General features: G+C 35.8%; 18 protein-coding genes and 1 other annotated feature. Of the genes, 6 read left to right on the forward strand and 12 right to left on the reverse strand.

Translation table 11 applies throughout. The annotated features are described in order from the left end of the window. Window positions 1-247: 247 nt before the first annotated feature. From ACQKOG_RS22255 to ACQKOG_RS22265, 3 genes are all read right to left on the reverse strand, one after another. Window positions 248-757: a hypothetical protein gene (locus tag ACQKOG_RS22255; RefSeq protein ID WP_370083559.1), complete on the reverse strand. Its 510-nt coding sequence runs from the start codon at window positions 755-757 to the stop codon at window positions 248-250. Between the two features lie 423 nt (window positions 758-1,180). Beyond that, window positions 1,181-3,160: a prolyl oligopeptidase family serine peptidase gene (locus ACQKOG_RS22260; RefSeq protein WP_427448281.1), complete on the reverse strand. Its 1,980-nt coding sequence runs from the start codon at window positions 3,158-3,160 to the stop codon at window positions 1,181-1,183. Continuing rightward, the gene (locus ACQKOG_RS22265; RefSeq protein ID WP_370083563.1) at window positions 3,160-3,633 is read right to left on the reverse strand and encodes a DinB family protein; all 474 of its coding nucleotides are present in this window, start codon (window positions 3,631-3,633) and stop codon (window positions 3,160-3,162) included. Before ACQKOG_RS22265 ends, ACQKOG_RS22260 begins: the two co-directional genes overlap by 1 nt. 296 nt (window positions 3,634-3,929) lie before the next feature. On the opposite strand from ACQKOG_RS22265, the gene ACQKOG_RS22270 reads away from it, so the two are divergent. Together ACQKOG_RS22270 and ACQKOG_RS22275 are read left to right on the forward strand one after the other, a co-directional pair. Next, entirely contained in the window at window positions 3,930-4,052 is a 123-nt protein-coding gene (locus ACQKOG_RS22270) for a hypothetical protein (protein WP_370083565.1), read from the forward strand. 195 nt (window positions 4,053-4,247) lie between these two features. Continuing rightward, window positions 4,248-5,201 (forward strand): hypothetical protein, encoded by a 954-nt coding sequence (locus ACQKOG_RS22275; RefSeq protein ID WP_370083567.1) that lies wholly within the window; start codon window positions 4,248-4,250, stop codon window positions 5,199-5,201. A gap of 76 nt (window positions 5,202-5,277) precedes the next feature. Here ACQKOG_RS22275 and ACQKOG_RS22280 read toward each other — a convergent pair whose 3' ends face one another. The 7 genes from ACQKOG_RS22280 to ACQKOG_RS22310 form a co-directional block, all read right to left on the reverse strand. Continuing rightward, entirely contained in the window at window positions 5,278-5,418 is a 141-nt protein-coding gene (locus ACQKOG_RS22280; protein WP_415732830.1) for a hypothetical protein, read from the reverse strand. Window positions 5,419-5,954: 536 nt separating this feature from the next. Then, complete coding sequence (gene ileS, locus ACQKOG_RS22285; protein ID WP_427448282.1) at window positions 5,955-9,044, reverse strand: isoleucine--tRNA ligase; 3,090 nt, start codon at window positions 9,042-9,044, stop codon at window positions 5,955-5,957. A 54-nt stretch (window positions 9,045-9,098) separates the two neighbouring features. Beyond that, window positions 9,099-9,338: a binding site (T-box leader), on the reverse strand. A gap of 81 nt (window positions 9,339-9,419) precedes the next feature. Next, window positions 9,420-10,271: a DUF2785 domain-containing protein gene (locus tag ACQKOG_RS22290; protein WP_427448283.1), complete on the reverse strand. Its 852-nt coding sequence runs from the start codon at window positions 10,269-10,271 to the stop codon at window positions 9,420-9,422. 38 nt (window positions 10,272-10,309) lie between these two features. After that, window positions 10,310-10,957 carry a hypothetical protein gene (locus ACQKOG_RS22295; RefSeq protein WP_427448284.1) on the reverse strand — a complete coding sequence of 216 codons (648 nt, stop codon included), beginning with the start codon at window positions 10,955-10,957 and terminating at the stop codon, window positions 10,310-10,312. Window positions 10,958-11,088: 131 nt separating this feature from the next. After that, the gene (locus tag ACQKOG_RS22300) at window positions 11,089-12,039 is read right to left on the reverse strand and encodes a DUF3221 domain-containing protein (protein WP_427448285.1); all 951 of its coding nucleotides are present in this window, start codon (window positions 12,037-12,039) and stop codon (window positions 11,089-11,091) included. Continuing rightward, window positions 12,032-12,550, reverse strand: coding sequence for a sigma-70 family RNA polymerase sigma factor (locus ACQKOG_RS22305; protein ID WP_402872631.1), 519 nt, complete (start codon window positions 12,548-12,550; stop codon window positions 12,032-12,034). The genes ACQKOG_RS22300 and ACQKOG_RS22305 overlap by 8 nt, the downstream gene beginning before the upstream one ends. Window positions 12,551-12,655: 105 nt before the next feature. Beyond that, window positions 12,656-13,093, reverse strand: a complete 438-nt coding sequence (locus ACQKOG_RS22310; protein WP_402872633.1) for an Lrp/AsnC family transcriptional regulator — start codon at window positions 13,091-13,093, stop codon at window positions 12,656-12,658. A 141-nt stretch (window positions 13,094-13,234) separates the two neighbouring features. Here ACQKOG_RS22310 and ACQKOG_RS22315 point away from each other — a divergent pair, with 141 nt between their 5' ends. Then, the gene (locus ACQKOG_RS22315; protein WP_402872635.1) at window positions 13,235-13,819 is read left to right on the forward strand and encodes a DJ-1/PfpI family protein; all 585 of its coding nucleotides are present in this window, start codon (window positions 13,235-13,237) and stop codon (window positions 13,817-13,819) included. A gap of 48 nt (window positions 13,820-13,867) precedes the next feature. Here ACQKOG_RS22315 and ACQKOG_RS22320 read toward each other — a convergent pair whose 3' ends face one another. Further along, window positions 13,868-14,719: a LysR family transcriptional regulator gene (locus tag ACQKOG_RS22320; protein ID WP_402872637.1), complete on the reverse strand. Its 852-nt coding sequence runs from the start codon at window positions 14,717-14,719 to the stop codon at window positions 13,868-13,870. 167 nt (window positions 14,720-14,886) lie between these two features. Here ACQKOG_RS22320 and ACQKOG_RS22325 point away from each other — a divergent pair, with 167 nt between their 5' ends. The 3 genes from ACQKOG_RS22325 (at window position 14,887) to ACQKOG_RS22335 (ending at window position 17,674) form a co-directional block, all read left to right on the forward strand. Next, the gene (locus tag ACQKOG_RS22325; protein ID WP_402872639.1) at window positions 14,887-16,029 is read left to right on the forward strand and encodes an MFS transporter; all 1,143 of its coding nucleotides are present in this window, start codon (window positions 14,887-14,889) and stop codon (window positions 16,027-16,029) included. Window positions 16,030-16,378: 349 nt separating this feature from the next. Then, on the forward strand, window positions 16,379-17,173 hold the full coding sequence (locus ACQKOG_RS22330; protein ID WP_427448286.1) for a hypothetical protein: 795 nt from the start codon (window positions 16,379-16,381) through the stop codon (window positions 17,171-17,173). A 102-nt stretch (window positions 17,174-17,275) separates the two neighbouring features. Next, window positions 17,276-17,674, forward strand: coding sequence for a hypothetical protein (locus ACQKOG_RS22335; RefSeq protein ID WP_427448287.1), 399 nt, complete (start codon window positions 17,276-17,278; stop codon window positions 17,672-17,674). A gap of 206 nt (window positions 17,675-17,880) precedes the next feature. Here ACQKOG_RS22335 and ACQKOG_RS22340 read toward each other — a convergent pair whose 3' ends face one another. Then, the gene (locus tag ACQKOG_RS22340) at window positions 17,881-19,293 is read right to left on the reverse strand and encodes a YcdB/YcdC domain-containing protein (protein ID WP_427448288.1); all 1,413 of its coding nucleotides are present in this window, start codon (window positions 19,291-19,293) and stop codon (window positions 17,881-17,883) included. Window positions 19,294-19,299: the final 6 nt, after the last annotated feature.

The following is a 19,299-nucleotide window of genomic DNA, read 5'->3' on the forward strand; positions in this document are numbered from 1 at the left end:
TTGAGTACGCTTAAAAACAGTTTTTTAGATGCTTGGTAGCTTAAGAATTTCCAATTCCGATGTTTTTTATGGTTGACATATCACCACTGGGCTTTTTATGTAAAAATCTATTTAAACTAATATTAACATTAAAGCAAACTATATATTATTCTTTATGCAACTAACCTACTTAGCACAAGAATCTATTGCTCTAATTGAACAATTTCGCCCCGTTAGTGCACCCCGTTAACAAAATATCAAGTAAATGTTAATTTAATGGGTATTTAATTTTTTCGTTTAATTTCTCTGCTTGATTTATAAAGGAATCCATATTTGTACTTATAGTAATATTTAATCCTAATCCTACTTCACGGAGTGTTTCCCGCAACTCTTCAAAATTCTTTTTATCCTCTTCGGTTAAATCAACAAATCTATATAATTCATCTTTAGGATATTGATTTAATTTAGAATAAAAATGTTCAAGAATGTCGTTGTCACTTTTAGAAAGCGTTCCCAATTGCTTTCCAGTAGTCATACCAAGCCAAATTCCATTCAATACATCTCCTAATTTAGTTGTAACCAAATTGGGTTCGGACCAGTTATCATCAATCTGATTTTCTATCAAACCTTCCAATTCTACTAAATTACGCTGTACTTCCGTAACGAAAACTTGCTCTTTAACAAAATTCATTTTTATAATTCCCCAAGCTACAACTGCGATAAGAAATATGTTCAAACCTATTGAAATTCGAAATAGCACTTTTTTCCTTTTACTCAACTTCATTCTCCCCTTCCAACAAAATTTTACCATAAATATCCTTTGTGGTTATTGAAGTATTTACGCCGTTAGTTGACTAAGAAAAAGATGGAATCTCTACGGAATCCAATCTTGAAGTAAAGCCCCGTTAGCTTAAAAAGGGGTAGCGCAACAAACGTGAATTTCGTACGCTAAGCAAATTTTTAGAGAAAAAGCCGATTTACTCTATGTTTAGAGATAATCGGCTTTGTAAATCAAAGCGGTAAAATAATATGTAGCTTTATGAACCTTATAAATATATATCATTACTTAAATCAGGATTCTTAGTATTCTATAATCAATTAATCCTCATCATAACAATTATCTACAGATTCTTGTAAAGAATCTAATAAATAAGTTCCTTTGAAAAACGACTTCAAAAGACAACAGGGCACTCGCCATCGTTCATTTGATTGGCATTCTAAAGTCTTTCAAACTTTCTCCAAGAATATGGTGTGAAAACCACATCAAATTTTGCTTCATAATAGCCACATTAATTCCAGGCTGGTCAGAACTATATGCCATTCCTTTAAAAATAATTAATTCTGTATCGACTTCCATATCCCTTAATCCTTGATATAGTTCATATGCATTTGGAGTTGGAATTCTTGCATCCTTTTCGCCATGTTGGATTAAAGTCGGGGTACAGGCGGATTTAATATATGTCATTGGTGATGTTTTAGTATAGATTTCTGGATCGTTCCATGGATCATTTCCTAAATACATCTTAATAAAGTAAGGTATATCTGTATTTACATAATGGCTACTCCAATTTGTAATTCCACCTCCAACTGAAATGGCTTTAAATCTACTACTAAATGTAGAACAGAAAGCTGATATATATCCCCCGTTGCTCCATCCCATAACCCCTACTCTCTCTTTATCTGCAATTCCTTTGTCAACTAGTGTATCCACTCCAGATATAACATCATCGTAGTCAGCAATTCCCAGTTTTCTGTAGTTTGCTGTTAGAAATTTATTGCCATAACCAGAGCTTCCCCTGTAGTTTGGTTCTAAAACGATAAAGCCTTTTTCGATAAACTGTTCAATAGGATATTTCTCATTAAAACAGTCTGAAAATATTGGAAAGGATGCCCAAGCCGGTCCACCATGAATTACTACTAATAAGGGATATTTTTTATTTGCGTCAAACTCTACTGGGGTTGATAAAACTCCCTCTATTTCAAGACCATCACTACTTTGCCATGAGATTATTTCCCTGTTACTTTTAAGCTTTCCTTTAAAAAAGCTATTTTCATTCGTTATTTTTTTATCGTCTAAATAGATTTCAAAGGTTTCATTTGTTATCGCCTTATTATAGGATATATGATTTCCATCACTTGTTATAGAAGCCTCCATTATAAAGCTATCTACTTTTTCGCTTAACATTTCCACAGTGCCATTCTCAGATAGCAACCCAATAAGATAATTAGTTTTATTCTGCCATCGAATTAAAATTCCTTTAGCTGTCCACCGTAATGGCATAACCGTACTATCAAAATCTGTTAAAGGTTGAAATAGCTCTCCGCTATTAATATCATAAATCTCTAGCGTACTGTCTTGTATATGGGTCTTATAATAATCCTTCTCCCTTATGCTTGCTGAGTAACATATTTTGCTACCTTCAGGGGAGAAGCAAACACTCCCTCCCAACAATTTATCTATATTTATCTTTTGTAGCTCTCCAGCTTTAATATCTAGTAAGTATAGATTTCCTTTAATAAAATCTCCCATATTCGGACTTGGTGTAGCCATAAATACAACCTTTTTCCCATCATTTGAAATATCAAATTCATGGATATGAAAATCCTTACCATCCGTTAGTTGATAAATAACGCTATTTCCGTGTTCACCTTTATCATTTTGGATCTCTTTTTCTATTTCAATGTAATATAAACAACTATTTTGATATTCCTTACCTATATGATAGAAATCTCCATATAGTTCCTTACGTTTCTTTATCGTCTCAGATTCTTTTGACTGTGCAACATAATAAAATCCATTGCCAGTAGGCTCCCATTTGAATTTACTGACCCCTTCTTTCTCATTAGTAATTTGAACCCCACTATGACCATCTATGGACTTAACAAAGATCTGATTTTTCTTATTATCCCCGTCACCAACTGGGCTAAGGTATGCGATAGCTCTAGAATTTGGAGACCATAAAGGGTATGTACTCTCTATATCCCTAGTTGTTAATGGGTAACACTGCCCCTTATCTTTTTCATATATCCATACATGATTCCTATATGTATTATCTTTCCAGTTAGCTGTCTTCTTTACAAATGCTACGTTTTTGCCATCATCACTTATGTTTGTATCTGATAAGGTTGGTAATGAAATAATCTCTTCTATACTTGGATATGTTTTTTCATTCATATTCATTAATTAACCCCTCTCGTTAAATCTCTTCCAATAAAGTTAGCAGGTACAGGACTTAGTTCTAATTCTCTTGCCCAAACAGAAAGTTGACCTATGTGGTGAATTTCGTGAGTAACTATATGGTGTAATATTTCGTCAACAGTGTATTTATCTTCATCCCAAGAAACACTGACTAATTTTTCTTTTAAATCTCCTACATTTGTTTTTATAAATTCAGCTATTTCATTTCGTAATTTAACTGAAAGAGATTTAACCTTTTCAAGTGTAGGATAATCAGCAAACTGAAATACTACATCTTCTTTGCCTTGAATACCACGAATCCAACTATATTCCACATCAATTATGTGAAAAAGTGTATATAATATATTTCCTACTCCACCCCTGCGGTCTTTTAACAACTCTTCAATTGTCAGTTGATTGCACCAGTCAAACCATTCATCTCTTACCTGCCAGTTGTATTCAAATAATTTAATCATTGTAAGCACTCCAATCTAGCTTATTACAATATATTTCGATATAAATCCAACTATTTCCTTCTTCAACTAACCAGCGCCGTAGTTCGAGTATGATTCTTCACAAATTCTTGATATTCGTAATAAGTAGTAGATTACCTTATTTATTAATTTCCTCTATTGTTCATTAGTTTACTGTAGTATGGGCTACGCTGCGGCTTTTTCCTTTTCAATCGCCATGAACTATTTGAAACCTTTTCCATTTTCATCCCTAAATTAATTACAACAATTTTCCTTTATTATTATTCGGAGGTACTTAAATGAACTCTTTTGCACTTATGGCCTTTTCTTTTGCTTGTTTATCATTCGCCTTTGCTGTCTCAGCTGATGCTAAGATTAAAAAGTTAGAAAAACGTATCGAAGAACTTGAAAGAAATAAGTAATTACTTGAATACATAATGGGATTATAGAGCGATTTAATCGCTCTATTTTTGTTTAATCCTCAAAATGTTCACTATTATTGCTGATACAAAAAAATCTTCGTAAATATACTTGTTTAATTAATAATACCGTAGACTTAATTACCAAAATAAAGGATAATTACCAATATACTTAATAAAAGGAGGTATTAATTTTTCATGTTAAAAAAATTTAGTTTTACAGTTTTACTTTCTGCCATCCTACTACTATTTACATTTTCTATTGGTGCTAGTAAAGCACAAGCAGGTTATGCAGATAACCCTAGTAAACTATACTATGATTTAGCAGACCAAGTTTACAAAGTCGGAAATAAGACAAATGCTGAAATCCAACATGCAATCAATCTTGAACATGGTCCAAATAAATTTAAAGTGATTGATTCGGTAGACATTAACTCTAATCAAAATCATAAGATGGGAGCACCTAGTTACAATTTAGATAGAACTGGCTTTAAAGCAATGACAGTTGTTATTGCCGATCCAAATGGTAGTAAGAAACTATTCATTGCCTTTGCAGGTTCAGAAGATGTTTCAGATTATGCAACAGCAGCATCATCATTATTGAATGGTAGTGTTCCAGGCCAATTACATCAAGCGCACCTCTACCTTAACTATATCTATGATAAATTTGGTTATAAAGACTACCAATGGTATTTTACAGGACATTCTTTAGGTGGATGGTTGGCAGCGAAGTCCTACTTAGACGTTCGTGCTGGAATAACAGTAGTTTCTAACCAAAAGTTTACTCATTATGGTCCTATCAAAAAGGAAAAAATTAGCGGAGTATATACTTTTAATGCTTTACCAGTAGCTAAGTCACAAATGACTGATACTCAATGGACTGCAAACAAAAACCGTACATATCACAGTGATGTAAAAAACCTTTTCGTTGATAATGAATGGTTAAATAGCATACACGATATGCATTCTAGCAAACTATCGTATATCGGTGAAGAAGGTGCAGTGAATAAAAAAATTCCTCATTACACTTCTTTGGATTATTCACCATTAACTCCACTCATAGATATCGTTAACTACTACCGAATTAACAAAAATAAAAATATTGTGGACTATCACAGCATAAAATATCTTTCAAATGACGTGTATCATTAAGTTTTTATTAAAATGTGTATTCATTACTGAATACACATTTTTTTGTCCATTTAGTTTTGCTTAAAATGTACCGTATTTAAATTACGATTTTCTTTTCTAAAGTCCAATATTGTTTAACCGAATCGCTGGCAAAAGCTTTATCTAAGATTGTTTGGATTTTCTGCAAGATTTCATCTGTAACGCATTCATTAGCTCTGTCGTCCCAATCCTCATACATTTCTAGGTACTCATTTTCGATATAATCTGTAATCATTCGATTAGCGTCTGGAGTCCATGTTTGTGATTAATTAATTTCATTCTCCTACTGCACATTTTCTTTCAGATATTCACTCAATATAGTGTTGTAATTTAATACTGCACTTTGATATATCCTCTCTGTTAGTTAAATAACGGAGAGAAAAATTTACAGATACTAAACTTTTATAAATATACTCGAACTATATCCTTAAACACAAAAAAGCTGAACTAATATCAAAATTAGTTCAACTTAAAAATAGCAAATAAAAATGTTGTACATTGTTTTAAGTGCATTATTTAAACAATTAACTTACTTTTAGTTACCTGAGCGTTCTTTACATCGTTCTGTGCTTTTTTCTGGCGACTCCAAAGCAGTTTCCGGGCTTACCCGATCACTTCTTCTGTCTAGCAGAGCAGTTTTTGGGCTTACCTGATCACTTTTTCTGTCTACCCGAGCAGTTTCCAGGCTTACCTGATCACTCTTCTGTCTTCCAGATTACCTGAGCATTAAAGATTTTACAGCTTAAAATAAACAGTAATTTTTTCATCAAACACTTTTGTCTCTATATATCGTTCGCCATGATCGTCACTCAGATAATGAATATCATTTAACAACACATTGGCCTTTAGTAACGCTTCGTGTTGCTGGATGATAGTTGTTGCTTTGGCACTTCCAGCAATCGAAATCGATACATATTGCTCAACAGGGAGTTTCCATTTTTTGCGTGTATCTTGAATTGTGCGAATTAATTCCCTTATTTGCCCTTCCTCAAGTAAGTTTGCTGTCAGATGAACATTCATAAGGACTCGACAAGAAGCATCTTCACTTAAGACGTAATGTTCCTTCACGATAGATTCAGTTAACACATGTGCTTTTAATAATGTTACCTGTTCTCCATCGATCGTTAACGGAACTGAACCTGTTCGCTGTAATACATTTTTCTCCTCATCATTTAAATTCACTACGTAATCTTTTACTTTGTTCACTTTTGCTCCAAATGCTGCACCTGCCGTTTTAAAATTAAGCTTATAATGAACTGTTTCGTAAGCTGAAAAATCATTTGTCCAAACGCATTGTTTTATATTTAGTTCATCTTTCACGAGCTCGCTATATGGTTGATAATCTGATAACTCGCCGTCAACAGAGACAATGATTTCACTTAACGGCTGCTTTACCTTGATCCCTTGACTATTACGTATGCTACGGCCTAGCTCAACGATTGTTAAAATATTCGCCATCTCTTTTTCAAGCTTAGCATTAACGAGCGATTCATTGTATGTTGGGTAGTTTTGTAAATGAACACTTTTCCCTGATAATTGTCGATATAAATCCTCTGCGATAAATGGAGTGAATGGTGCTAGTAATTGACAAATTGTCGTTAGTAGCTCATACAGCGTACTATAAGCACCTCGTTTATCCTCTGTCAGCCCATTTGCCCAAAATCTTGCTCGTGAACGACGGATATACCAGTTACTTAGCTCTTCCACAAGCTTGCCGATTTCGCGTGTTGCCTGTGTAAACTGGTAATCATCCATAGATTTTATAACAAGCTGAATTGTATGATGTAATCGAGACAATACCCAATGATCTAGTTTTGTGCGAGTGCCAGTCTTGTTAGCATCGTACTGGAAGCCATCTATTTCTGCATATAGCTGATAAAATTTGAACGTATTATCTAGTGTATCGACTAGCTTTGATTTCGCATCCATCACTATTTTTGTTGAAAAACGTTTGGGATTCCAAGGAGAACTGTCGACTAAAAACGCCCATCGTAAAGCATCCGCTCCGTACTGCTCTATCAGTTCAACTGGCTCTAACGCATTTCCTTTACTTTTCGACATCTTCTGTCCATGCTCATCTAAAACATGCCCTAAAGAAAGTACATTTTTATAAGGTGCCTTTCCTGTGAATAAAGTAGAAACCGCTAATAAACTATAGAAAAAGCCTCGTGTTTGATCGATGCCTTCGATGACCACATCCGCCGGAAATTGATTGTTAAAAGTAGTAAGGTCACCGAAAGGATAATGATGCTGCGCAAATGGCATGGATCCACTATCAAACCAAACATCAATCACTTCAGGTGTACGTTCCATGTCACCACTACACTTTGGACAAGTACACACAACCTCGTCAATATACGGCTTGTGAAGCTCAATGTCTTCTATAGTGCCGTTCGCTAGTTCTTTTAAAGATGCAATACTATTTGGTGCCACTTCATGACCACAATCCTGACAAACCCACACATTTAGCGGTGTACCCCAATAGCGATTACGGCTAATATTCCAGTCCACTAGATTTTCTAAGAAATTGCCAAATCTACCGTGCTTAATGTGATCAGGATACCATGTAACTTGTTCATTATTTTGTAAAAGTTTATCTTTCATTGTAGACATATTGATAAACCAGCTGTCAGTCGCGTAGTAAAGCAATGGTGAATCACAGCGCCAGCAATGTGGATAGCTATGCTCATATTTTTCCTTATCAAACAATAGCTCCTTTTTAGCGAGCATTTTAATGATTTCGACGTCGCAATCTTTCACAAATTTACCGGCAAGCTCTGGAACCTCTTCTGTATAGCAACCCTTTAAATCAACAACATTGACAAACGATAGCCCATTTTGCTGAACCGTTTTATAATCGTCCTCCCCATATGCTGGCGCGATATGGACGATACCAGTTCCACTATGCTCTGTGACATAATCCGCTAATACAACGACATGCCCCTTATCAACTGTGACATAAGAAAATGGTGGGGTGTACGATACACCTTCAAATTCATGCCCCTCATGTTCACTTAACACTTCAACAGAATCAGCAAAAACTTTATTCACTAGTGATTTTGCTAAGATATAGACTTTATTGTGCTGCTTCACTCGAACATACATGAGCTTAGGATTCATGGCTAAGGCAACATTGGCAGGTAATGTCCATGGAGTCGTTGTCCAGCCAAGAAAATATTCATCTTTATCCTTTAGCTTAAACATTGCCGTGACAGATAAATCCTTTACATCTTTATAGCCCTGCGCAACTTCATGAGAGCTTAATGATGTTTGACAGCTAGGGCAATATGGTGAAACGCGATGCCCTTTATATAAAAGCTTTTCCTTATGCACATGACTTAAAATATTCCAAACGGACTCAATATAATCGTTACTTAGTGTTAAATAGGGGTCATCCATATCAATCCAATAGCCTAGCTGCTCTGTAAAGGAGCGCCATTTCTTCTCATAGGTAAAGACACTTCCCTTACACTCTTGAATAAATTGTTCGACACCATATTTCTCAATTTCTTGCTTGCCAGAGATACCTAGCTTTTTTTCCACGCCTAACTCTACAGGCAAACCATGTGTATCCCAGCCAGCTTTACGTTCAACTAAATAACCTTGCATCGTTTTATAACGAGCCACGACATCTTTAATTGTTCTGCCAAATGCGTGCCCTACGTGTGGTAAGCCATTCGCTGTTGGGGGACCTTCGTAAAATACAAAAGGCTTATTGTTAGAACGATTCGCAACAGACGCTTGGAACGTTCCTTCTTGTTCCCACAATCGACGAATCCTTGTTTCTCTTTCTACAGTCGTTTCTTTCTTCTCTTCAGCTTGCATGTAAATTCCTCCTATACTAATTGTATAAAAGGCATACAAAAAACCCCGTCCCAAGCAAGGGACGGGGTTAACCGCGAATACCACCCTAATTCTATTGAATCAATGTTCAATAGCACTCAGCAACGTACAATCATACGTGTTCTTTTTAACGGTAGACACCCGAATTAGCTTACTATGTTCAGCCAATCTTCTCAGAGAGGATCTTCATGTAACACCTGCACACCGACTTCCACCAATATGTCGGCTCTCTGTAGAACAAAATGAAACACTACTTTTTCTCATCAACGAATTTGTATGCTTTTATTGTCACTCATCTTAACAAACTAATTTTTGTCTGTCAATAATTTCAAAGTATTAATATTGGTAGTGATTTCCTTATAGTTCATTGAGACATGCTTCAATGCTTTTATGAAGATTTGCGAACTTAGGCTTTCCATTTGTTTTAATATAAAAGCTTTTTACAAAGGTTTTACAGTTAAAAACTAAAATTCTGTGATGCTGTACATCGAGCTGTTCTTTTTTTATTTTTAAAGTAGCAGGTAATTCTTGTAGCATTTTAGTGATCTCTTGCTCCTCTAAACCATGCTCTAGCATTGTGAACATAGGTACTAAAATCCGTTCATCTTCATTGTGAATGAAAGCATAATTTTCTTGCAAAATAGCGTTGTATAATGCGCTTACAATTTCACTATAAGAGGCTTTATTTAATTTCGGATTTTTCACCAATTCATCGATTACATCAGCCATATGGGCAACACTATGAGCCCACCCTTTTACCGGCACGTAGCCCCTTACATCCTTTTCTGATGCTAAATAAGCTAGTACTTTATCTTTACAATCAGCGATTTTCTGTTGGGATAAAAAATCGTCTGCGTTATCTCTAAATAATATTAAGGCAATCAATAGCGACGTAAATGTGCGGGTAAAAACTAAATCTGATTCGCTTTCTTCAATACCCTTGCATAATAAATTATTCAAACATTCCTCTAAAAGCTCCGTTAAAAGTGAATGCTCTAGTAAGTTTTTTTCATGGATCAATTCATAAAACGATCCATAAATTAAGTTATCTCGTAGTTCACTATCTAATGAGCCGATATGTAGCATCATTGATTGTATGAGATCGGTATGATCCTTTTGCTGCCAGGTTCTAGCTCCACTTTGTAATTCTTTGAGTATTTCTTTTAAGTCATCTTCCTTCAATAAGTTTTCTTTTTGTAGTATACGCACGGTTTTTCTCCTTTTCATGTTTGCTTTTAATCGAATAATCAAAAACCACTTTCACGATAAATACCATCAAGCTTCCATCCCTTATAAAACCGTACATACGTAAACTCCTTCTGCTGTTCGTTGTCCATTACAACAATTACCTTGCTTTTCCAAGGGAAGGTTGCCGAACGCACCTTTCCATTTCTGACCTCATTAATTTGATCTGACAAAGAAAGTAGAGTAGATGGTGTAACACTATTTTCTATCAAATATTGCGGACGGTCAGAGCTATCTTCCAACTCTTTCATTACTTGTTCATGAAAGGCAATCACTTTTTTATTAGAATCATACATACAAATCCCAAGTGAACCAATGCATAAAACGAGTAGACTTCCCAATAAAATGACATTCTTTTTCTTTAACCCTATATAAAATCCCCATTTATCTTCCTTTTTGTATAAGAAATAATATATGCCTATACATAATGGCCAAACAAAAAGAATTTGCCACATTAACACCACCCAAAAGTCATCACCAAAAGACACTAAATATCTAATCATATTATGATTTAAAAACCAAAGAGGCAAAGTCCAACGCCAAGCTGAATTTTCCTGGGAAAGACTTTTAAAATAGATAAGTATAAGTGGAAAAGATAGAATAAATGCTAACGAATTGTCCATTATTACAGTTATCAATGCTTTATTCACTCCCCAGTACCTATTTTTTAAGAAAACACCATCATACAAATACTTACAATAATTGTACCCTAATCCAAATATATAAAACAGCTAATAAAAAAGCTAGACATTCTTGAAATTTTCGAATGTCTAGCCTTGATTCATTTATGATCTTCGAGTATTTTCATGCTATCTATATCTGCAAAGGTTATTTTAGAATCGGCTTTTTCCCAATCTGTACTATATTTCACTTCTACATCATCTCCAAGCGATAATGTCGTAGGACCATCGATTAACGGGAACCACGTACCATTACCGTGTTTTTGTACAATGTCATCAATTGATAATTTACCAATATCCGATTCATCTGCATAGGAAACTACTAAAAATTCATGTTCCTTGATTGCTACGATTAACCCATTTTTAGAATGGAGTTCTTTTTCCCCAACTGGAATATCAAATTTTTCACGTAAGGCAACTATCTCTTGACTATAGTGCTTCTCTAAATAGTTCATAGCATCTTTCAAGACTAGAAAATATAGTATCGGCCTATTTACATCTTTGTATTGATTCTTTTCCTGCTCCAATAGTGAATTGATTATAGCTAATTTATAAGAATATTGTTCGATAAATTCTTCTCTTGTAAGATTCACCATTTTTAATTGTTCAGCAAATTGCGCTTCGTTTTGATTTATACCTACTTCTATCAATGATTCAAGCTGTTCATCAATTTGTTTTTGCGAAGGTACTATGCCCTTTGACCGAGCGTAAGCATATAAAGATTCAGCCTGTAAAAAGGATTCAAAGTTCTGCTTCTTTGCATCATTGGACCTTTTCTGATCATTTACCCGGGAATCCGTTTCTAAATAGAAGTTTAGAAATTTTTCATCCAATACAGTTGGTATGCTAGCTGATTGCTCCTGACTTCCGCTGAATTGGGTATACAGAAATATTCCAATACAAACTGTAAATAAAATAGATAATACACTATATTGCCAACGCCAGGATCTTTTTTTCATCTCACGCTGTTCTAAATGCTGTACAACATTAGTCATCACACGCTTTTTGCTTTCGGTTAAATCATTTATTACCCTCACATCGACTTTACTCATGCAGCAGGACCTCCCATTCAATTTGCTGTAGCTTCGGCTTTAATAGCTCTCGTCCACGACGTAGCCTTGTTTTCACCGTACTCTCCGGAATACTTAAAAGCTCGGCAATTTTAATAACAGGCATTTCCTCAAAATAAAAATAAATTAGGACCTCACGCTGTTTTAATGGTAGTGCTAAGATGGCGTTTTCTACTAAGGTTTGTTCATCCTGCTGTACTAGCATGTCCCTTTTCGTAATAGCCTGCTTGGCAAAGATCTTCTGTTGAACTTGTATTTTACGGTATGTCCAGCTACGTAAATAGTCTTTACTTTTGTTAATGACGAGCCTCGATAAATATGCCCGTAATTCTCCTCTTTCCTCATAGTTTTGCTGAATATCGTAAAATTTGATAAATACATCCTGCACGATATCTTCAGCACTTTGTAAATCTTTGACGTAATAAAAGGCAAGTCGGATGAGCCTTTCTGTATGCTGCTGCATTATTTCTTCGAGTTCTTTAGTTTCAAGCAACATCTCTCCCCCTCTCTGCCCTATAAACGGTGCTCACGATAATGAGGTTTGCTTTTTTTATATTTTTTTAAATAAAGATCTAGATAAACTCTAAATTCACTTATTCTAATTTTCATCAGAGAAAGGAGCAATGACCGCTTTTTTATTTAAAGAAAGCACAATATTTGTAGATGGCGTTCCATAAGGCATTGCCTCATCTATAAACTGCTCCAATGTTTCCACTGAATTAGTTGCAATTTTTACGATATAACTTATTTCACCCGCTACACGATAGCATTCAAGGACATCAGGATGTGCATTACAAAAATCCGAAAGACTTTTACAATCAATTGATTTAAATAAAATAATAGCTTGAATATCGCGATTTAACTTTTTTAAATTTACCTTCGCACTATAAGCCTCAATAATCCCCTGCTCTTCTAACTTTTTAACACGCTCAATTACTGCTGGAGATGATAAATGAACCATCGAAGCTAATTCCTTCATCGATATTTTTGCATTTCGCTGCAATTGCTGTAATATTTCTGTATCTATTTGATCCATATGTATCCACCTTTTTTAATTAATTAGATTTAATAAAATTCCTTTTATAATAAAGCAATTCATCTAAATAACATTATACAGATTCTGTCATTGAATAGCCTTATTCATTACAATGAAACATATAAAGGAGGCATTAACAACATGAAAAAAATATTATTACTATTAGCAAATGGTTTCGAGGCTGTTGAAGCGAGTGTTTTTACAGATGTACTTGGCTGGAATAAATGGGAGGGAGACGGCACAACTGAAGTCGTGACAGTAGGATTGCATCAGCAATTACAATGTACATGGAATTTTAACGTAACACCTGAAAAGTTACTTCATGAAATTTCATTAGCGGAGTTTGATGCACTAGCGATTCCTGGAGGTTTTGAAGAAGCTGGATTTTATGATGATGCCTTTAGCGAGGAGTTCCAGGCGGTCATTCGTCATTTCGATGAACACAAAAAACCGATTGCGACGATTTGTGTAGCTTCCCTAATTTTAGGTCAAAGCGGAGTACTACAAAATCGAAAAGCTACTACTTATAATCATCCAACAAGCAAACGATTAGCACAGCTACAATCCTATGGTGCAGAAATCGTCGATGAGCGAATTGTTCGAACTGAACATATTATTACATCCTCAAATCCCGGTACAGCATTCGACGTTGCATTCAGCTTACTGGAAATGCTGACATCTGTGGAAAATACTAAAAAAGTAAAGGATTTAATGGGGTTTAATTAATTTAATGAAGCTGTCTCAAAGCGTTAAGTTGAGACAGCTTCTTTACATTTAATTTGATAATAGATGATGTAGCCTCGATCCAAATTCTTTGTTTGTTGTAACCAATGAAATGGTTCTTGTTCTTCCGAAATTATTAATTGGTAAGGCGAAAAGCTGAAGATGACCAATATTTTTAGCCATTAATTCTGGTACAATCGTAATCCCCATTCCAGTACTTACAGCTCCAAAGATAAAATCCCCAAAGTTCACCTCACTTATGATATTAGGTGTGTAGCCAAGAGACTGTATTTGTTCTACTATTTCCTTCCTTGAATCACAAGGAGCCTGATGAACAATAAGTGGCTCCTCACATAATTCTTCCAGCTCCACTGCTGTTCTTGCATTAAAACGATGATTCAACGGAAACACAGCATAGTAAGGTTCCGTAAACAATTCACAACTCCACAAAGATTCTCTCGAATATTTTGCATCAACAAAGACAGCATCAAGTCTACCTTTTTGTAAAGATTGCAACAGTTCATTTGACGTATTTTGAATCATTAAAGTTATAGGTCGATCTAGTAGCTTAAGCTCTTTCATTTTGTCTGGCAAATAGTAAGTGGCTAAGCTAGGCAGACCACCGATGGCAATTGGATTGCTGTGGTTAAATTGCTGTAATTCTTCACGAATGGCCGTTAATTCAGTCAAAACTGGCGTAATGCGAGTGTAAAAACGTTCGCCAGCTTCTGTTAATTCGATACCAATCGATGTCCTATGAAATAGCTCGATGCCAAGATTATTCTCTAAGTTTCGTATATGTTTACTTAGTGCAGGTTGGGAAAGATTCATGATTTGAGCAGCTTTTGAAAAACTTTTCTGATTGGCTGCGGCAATAAAACTATGTAACCATTCTACATTCATTGTATTCCTCCTTAACCTATAACGATTCGTTATACCCTTATAAAATAGTGATTGTTCCATATTCTTGGTTTTTTAGTAATCTATTAAATATAGAAGGTGCATCGATTATAACATAACGTTATAGGACGTCTATACTTAGCATCTTTAAATTTTTGGAGGTTCAATAAATGAAAAATGTTTTATTATTATCCTTTGGCATGTTTGCCTTGGGCTTTGATGCCTATGTGATCGCAGGGCTTCTCCCAGGAATTAGCGATACGTATCACAAAAGCACTTCACAAGTCGGCCAGGCTGTAAGTATTTTCACTTTATTTTACGCAATATCAGCGCCGTTATTTTCTTCTTTACTTGCAGGAAAACCAATAAAAAAAATCTTAATAGGGTCAATGCTTATCTTTACAATAGCGAATGGCATCACAGCTTTAGCGCCAACCTTTTCTATTTTTCTACTTTCGAGGGCAATTGCGGGGACTGGGGCTGGTTTATTTTCACCATTAGCTGTTGCAGCCTCTACAAAGTTCGTTTCTAGTGAAAAGAGAGGGCGAGCTCTAGGATTGACTATTGGAGGAATGAGTATGGGAACAGTACTTGGGGTTCCTTTAGGTATATATATATCCAACTTATTTGATTGGAAATTAACACTTTGGCTATTAGTTATAATCGGTGTAATTTCTGTTTTATGTATGTATATTTTACTTCCCAATTTCCCAACAACCCCTCCCCCTGCACTAAATGAACGATTAAAGATGTTTCTAGATAAAAGAGTAACTGTAACTGTATGTATAACATTTTTCGCCAGTGTTGCTAGCCTTGGATTGTATACATATCTATCTCCCGTATTAGAAGACATGGCAGGCTCAGGTAACATAACAAAATATCTTTGGGCATGGGGATTCGGTGGCTTATTTGGAAGTATAATGATTGGATACTTAATCGACTACTTCGGAAAACCAAAAACTTTAGTTACAATCATTTTATTCACTTTAACTTTATCCATTATTTGTATACCATTAATGATTAACTTACCTATAATAAAGTACTTACCATTCTTTGTCTGGGGAGCAATGGGTTGGGCAAGCCAAGCACCTCAACAACATATTTTACTATCATATCAGCCCAACAACGGAAGCTCCGCAGTGGCCTTAAACAGTTCTGTAAATTATTTAGGCAGTGCAATCGGTGCAAGCTTAGGTGGCATTGTACTGTCCTTACAGATTGGAACAATAACTTTGATTTATTTTGCGGTTATCTCTATGCTAATCGCCATTTGTTTACAGTTCTTTAGTTTGAAGAACAAATTTAGCGTTTAGAAAGTATAAATTTATATAATTGCGATTCTAACTGTTGATTTGATGATCTTATTCGTCATTTTGATGGCTAGAATGGCACATTTGACTGGGTTACCTTCTTTTAGGATGGCGCTTTCCGTCGCTTTGGCTGTTCTTTCCGTCGTTTCGATGTCCTATCTGTCGCTCTGATGATTCTTTTCGTCACTTCGGTGGGACCTTCCGTCGCTATGGCGATTCTTTCCGTCTCTTCGGCGGGACCTTCCGTCGTTGGAGATTCTTTCCGTCGCTTTGGCCGTTCTTTCCGTCGTTTCGATTGTTCCATCCGTCGCTGTGGCGATTCTTTCCGTCTCTTCGCCGGGACCTTACGTCGTTGGAGATTCTTTCCGTCGCTTTGACCGTTCTTTCCGTCGTTTCGATGGTTCCATCCGTCGCTCTGGCGATTCTTTCCGTCACTTTGGCGGGACCTTCCGTCGTCGGAGATTCTTTCCGTCGCTTTGGCCGTTCTTTCCGTCGTTTCGATGGTTCCATCCGGCGCTCTGATGATTCTTTCCGTCACTCCGGCGGCAACTTCCGTCGGCGGAGATTCTTTCCGTCGCTTCGGCGGATCCTTCCGTCGTCGGAGATTCTTTCCGTCGCTTTGACCGTTCTTTCCGTCGTTTCGATGGTTCCATCCGGCGAAGTGACGATTCTTTCCGTCACTTCGCCGGGACCTTACGTCGTCGGAGATTCTTTCCGTCGCTTTGGCCGTTCTTTCCGTCGTTTCGATGGTTCCATCCGTCGCTATGGCGATTCTTTCCGTCACTTTGGCGGGAACTTCCGTCACTTTGGCGGGAACTTCCGTCACTTTGGCCGTTCTTCCCGTCACTTTGACGATTCTATCCATCATTTCGGAGGTTCTATCTATCGCTTTGACATTTCAATCCATTGTTTTGAGGTTCTATCCGCAATTTTGACCACCCTATCCACGATTTCGGAGGCTCTATCCACGATTTTGACGTTTCTATCCACGATTCCAGAGGTTCTATCCGCAATTTTGACCATTCTATCCACGATTCCGGAAGTTCTATCCACGATTTTGACGTTTCTATCCACGATTTCAGAGGTTCTATCCGTCACTAAGTGTTATACGATATATTACAACCATTATCGAGGCAATGGCATTTGAAAAAGCTGCCAGCTGCATTAAATAAACACTCTTGCAATTTGTAACTATTTGTAATTTAGCCCGTCTAATTGGCAATAGAATAAACTTTTTGGAGGCAGTCTAATGAAAAAAATTTTGTTTCTAATTTTATTGGTAAGTCTGTTTTTGGTGTCTGCTTGTACAAATGGAAAAACGCAATCATTAGAAGCTTTTTATAAGGATGCAAAAATTGAAAGTATCGATAAAGTGATCATCCAAGATGGTTCAACGGGTGCTTCAAAAACGATAACTAAGCAAGACCAAATCAATGAATTCATTTCTCTGATTAAAGATATAAAATTTACTCCGCAAGACAATCAAGAAAAACGTGTTGGTTGGAGATATGGTATTACTCTTTTTGATAGTGAAAGAAAATTTTATTTTACACTAAGCGAAATTGATAATACCTACTATGATTCAAACCCGGATATTTATCCTATTGTAGAAAACTATTACAAACAGTTGGAAATTGTAGAAGAGTAAAGATTTTAAAACTAAAGACCTCTTTATTGAAGTTCTATCCATCATAATAGAGGTGCATGAAAAAACCGACTTCCCAGGAAATCGGTTTCTGCACCAAGAGCAACTGGATACGGATGTTTTGATAACTTTATCCTCATTCATCTCACCACCTATAGAGGTTGGAGACTTCTATAACTGTCGCTTCAAATTCAATTCACTGAAAAAAGTTAAATATTACTGACAATAATTTCGCCAGTTATTGCATCAATATACCGGATAGGTGATCTAGTATATCGATCACACGCTTGATAGACAAGTTGATAAGATTCTATTTCGTCATCGTAATTTTTGTCCCAAACCAATTGAAAATCGACATTCTCTAGAAATCGACGATACGCTTCTTCCATAGAAATACGTGGTCCTGTTGGAACTTGGCTAAGCTCAATCAAATCAAAGTTTGGTCCAGCATAATTATCAATCTGACCAGTCATACGATTAACAACAACGCCAACCATATCATGAATAAGTATACCTTGGCTATTATAGGCCTGGAATATAAACGATTCTCTTTGTGACGTATTATCTTCTTCCTCATCTTCTCGAATTAATCGTTGGATATAAGGATAGTAATCAGGAATTATTTTCAGTAAAAAATCTAATGCTTTTTGATAACAGGCTGCTTGACTAAGCTGTAGATTCCCTGAGCGTTCATACATCCATATAAAGCTTTGAACTTTACCAGTCTTCTTTGAAATAATAGCTTTTACTGTATCTTCTGACTGCATTTTAAAAAAACTGTTCAACGATAAATCTTTTTCTCTCATCTCCCAATCCCGTATACGCCACACGATTCCTATCTCTGGACCTCTGTCTACTTCTCGAATAAGCTCCAGTTCATCTGTTATGCCGATGATTGATTCATTCGTAAATTCATTGGCAATTAAGTTAGTTGGTAAAGGAGGAAGTGTAGCATAACTTTCAGGCTCATTTTCATCATGAATACTCGTTAATTTTGGTTCTAAAGAATCTGCTTTAAAGTGTAAAAATGAATTTACTTGATACACGAGATGGAGTCCATCTTTCTTCACATTATAAACATCACGAGATAATGTTGTTATTACTAGTTGTAACACCAATTCATTCCGCACATGTTCCATTAGAGCTTTCTTTGAAACTAGCCTTGAAGGAATTTCAGGACTCGTTTTCACTCCGTCATATCTAAATCCAACAATATTTCCCAAAGCATCGACATCTATAAAACAACCAGCATGTTCTAACGGTAAATCCATGACAATTTGTTCAAAATAAAAACGATCCGCACTAGATAGTTGTTTAGCTTTTGAAAACGTTAAATCTTCCAGTGCAGATGGATAATGACTAAGTAAAAATTGTTCAGCACATCTTCTTTTTTCATCAATAGATAAAGAATTTGCCTCAGAAACAGAATCATTTTTTTCAATTGATAAGTATATGAGGTTTCCAGAGCAGTCTAACTCAACAGTCATACTTTCATCTTGTTGTTCAGTTGCCCATGAGAACATCACTCTTTCGTCTTCAGAATACTCTTCTATGATTAGTTTATAGTGACTTGGTAATGGAACAATTGATAGAGCCCGTTCTTTTAGTTTATCTTTTTGCAAAATCAA

It is taken from the genome of Lysinibacillus sp. NPDC093216, from assembly GCF_050280325.1.
Taxonomy (GTDB): Bacteria; Bacillota; Bacilli; order Bacillales_A; family Planococcaceae; genus Lysinibacillus.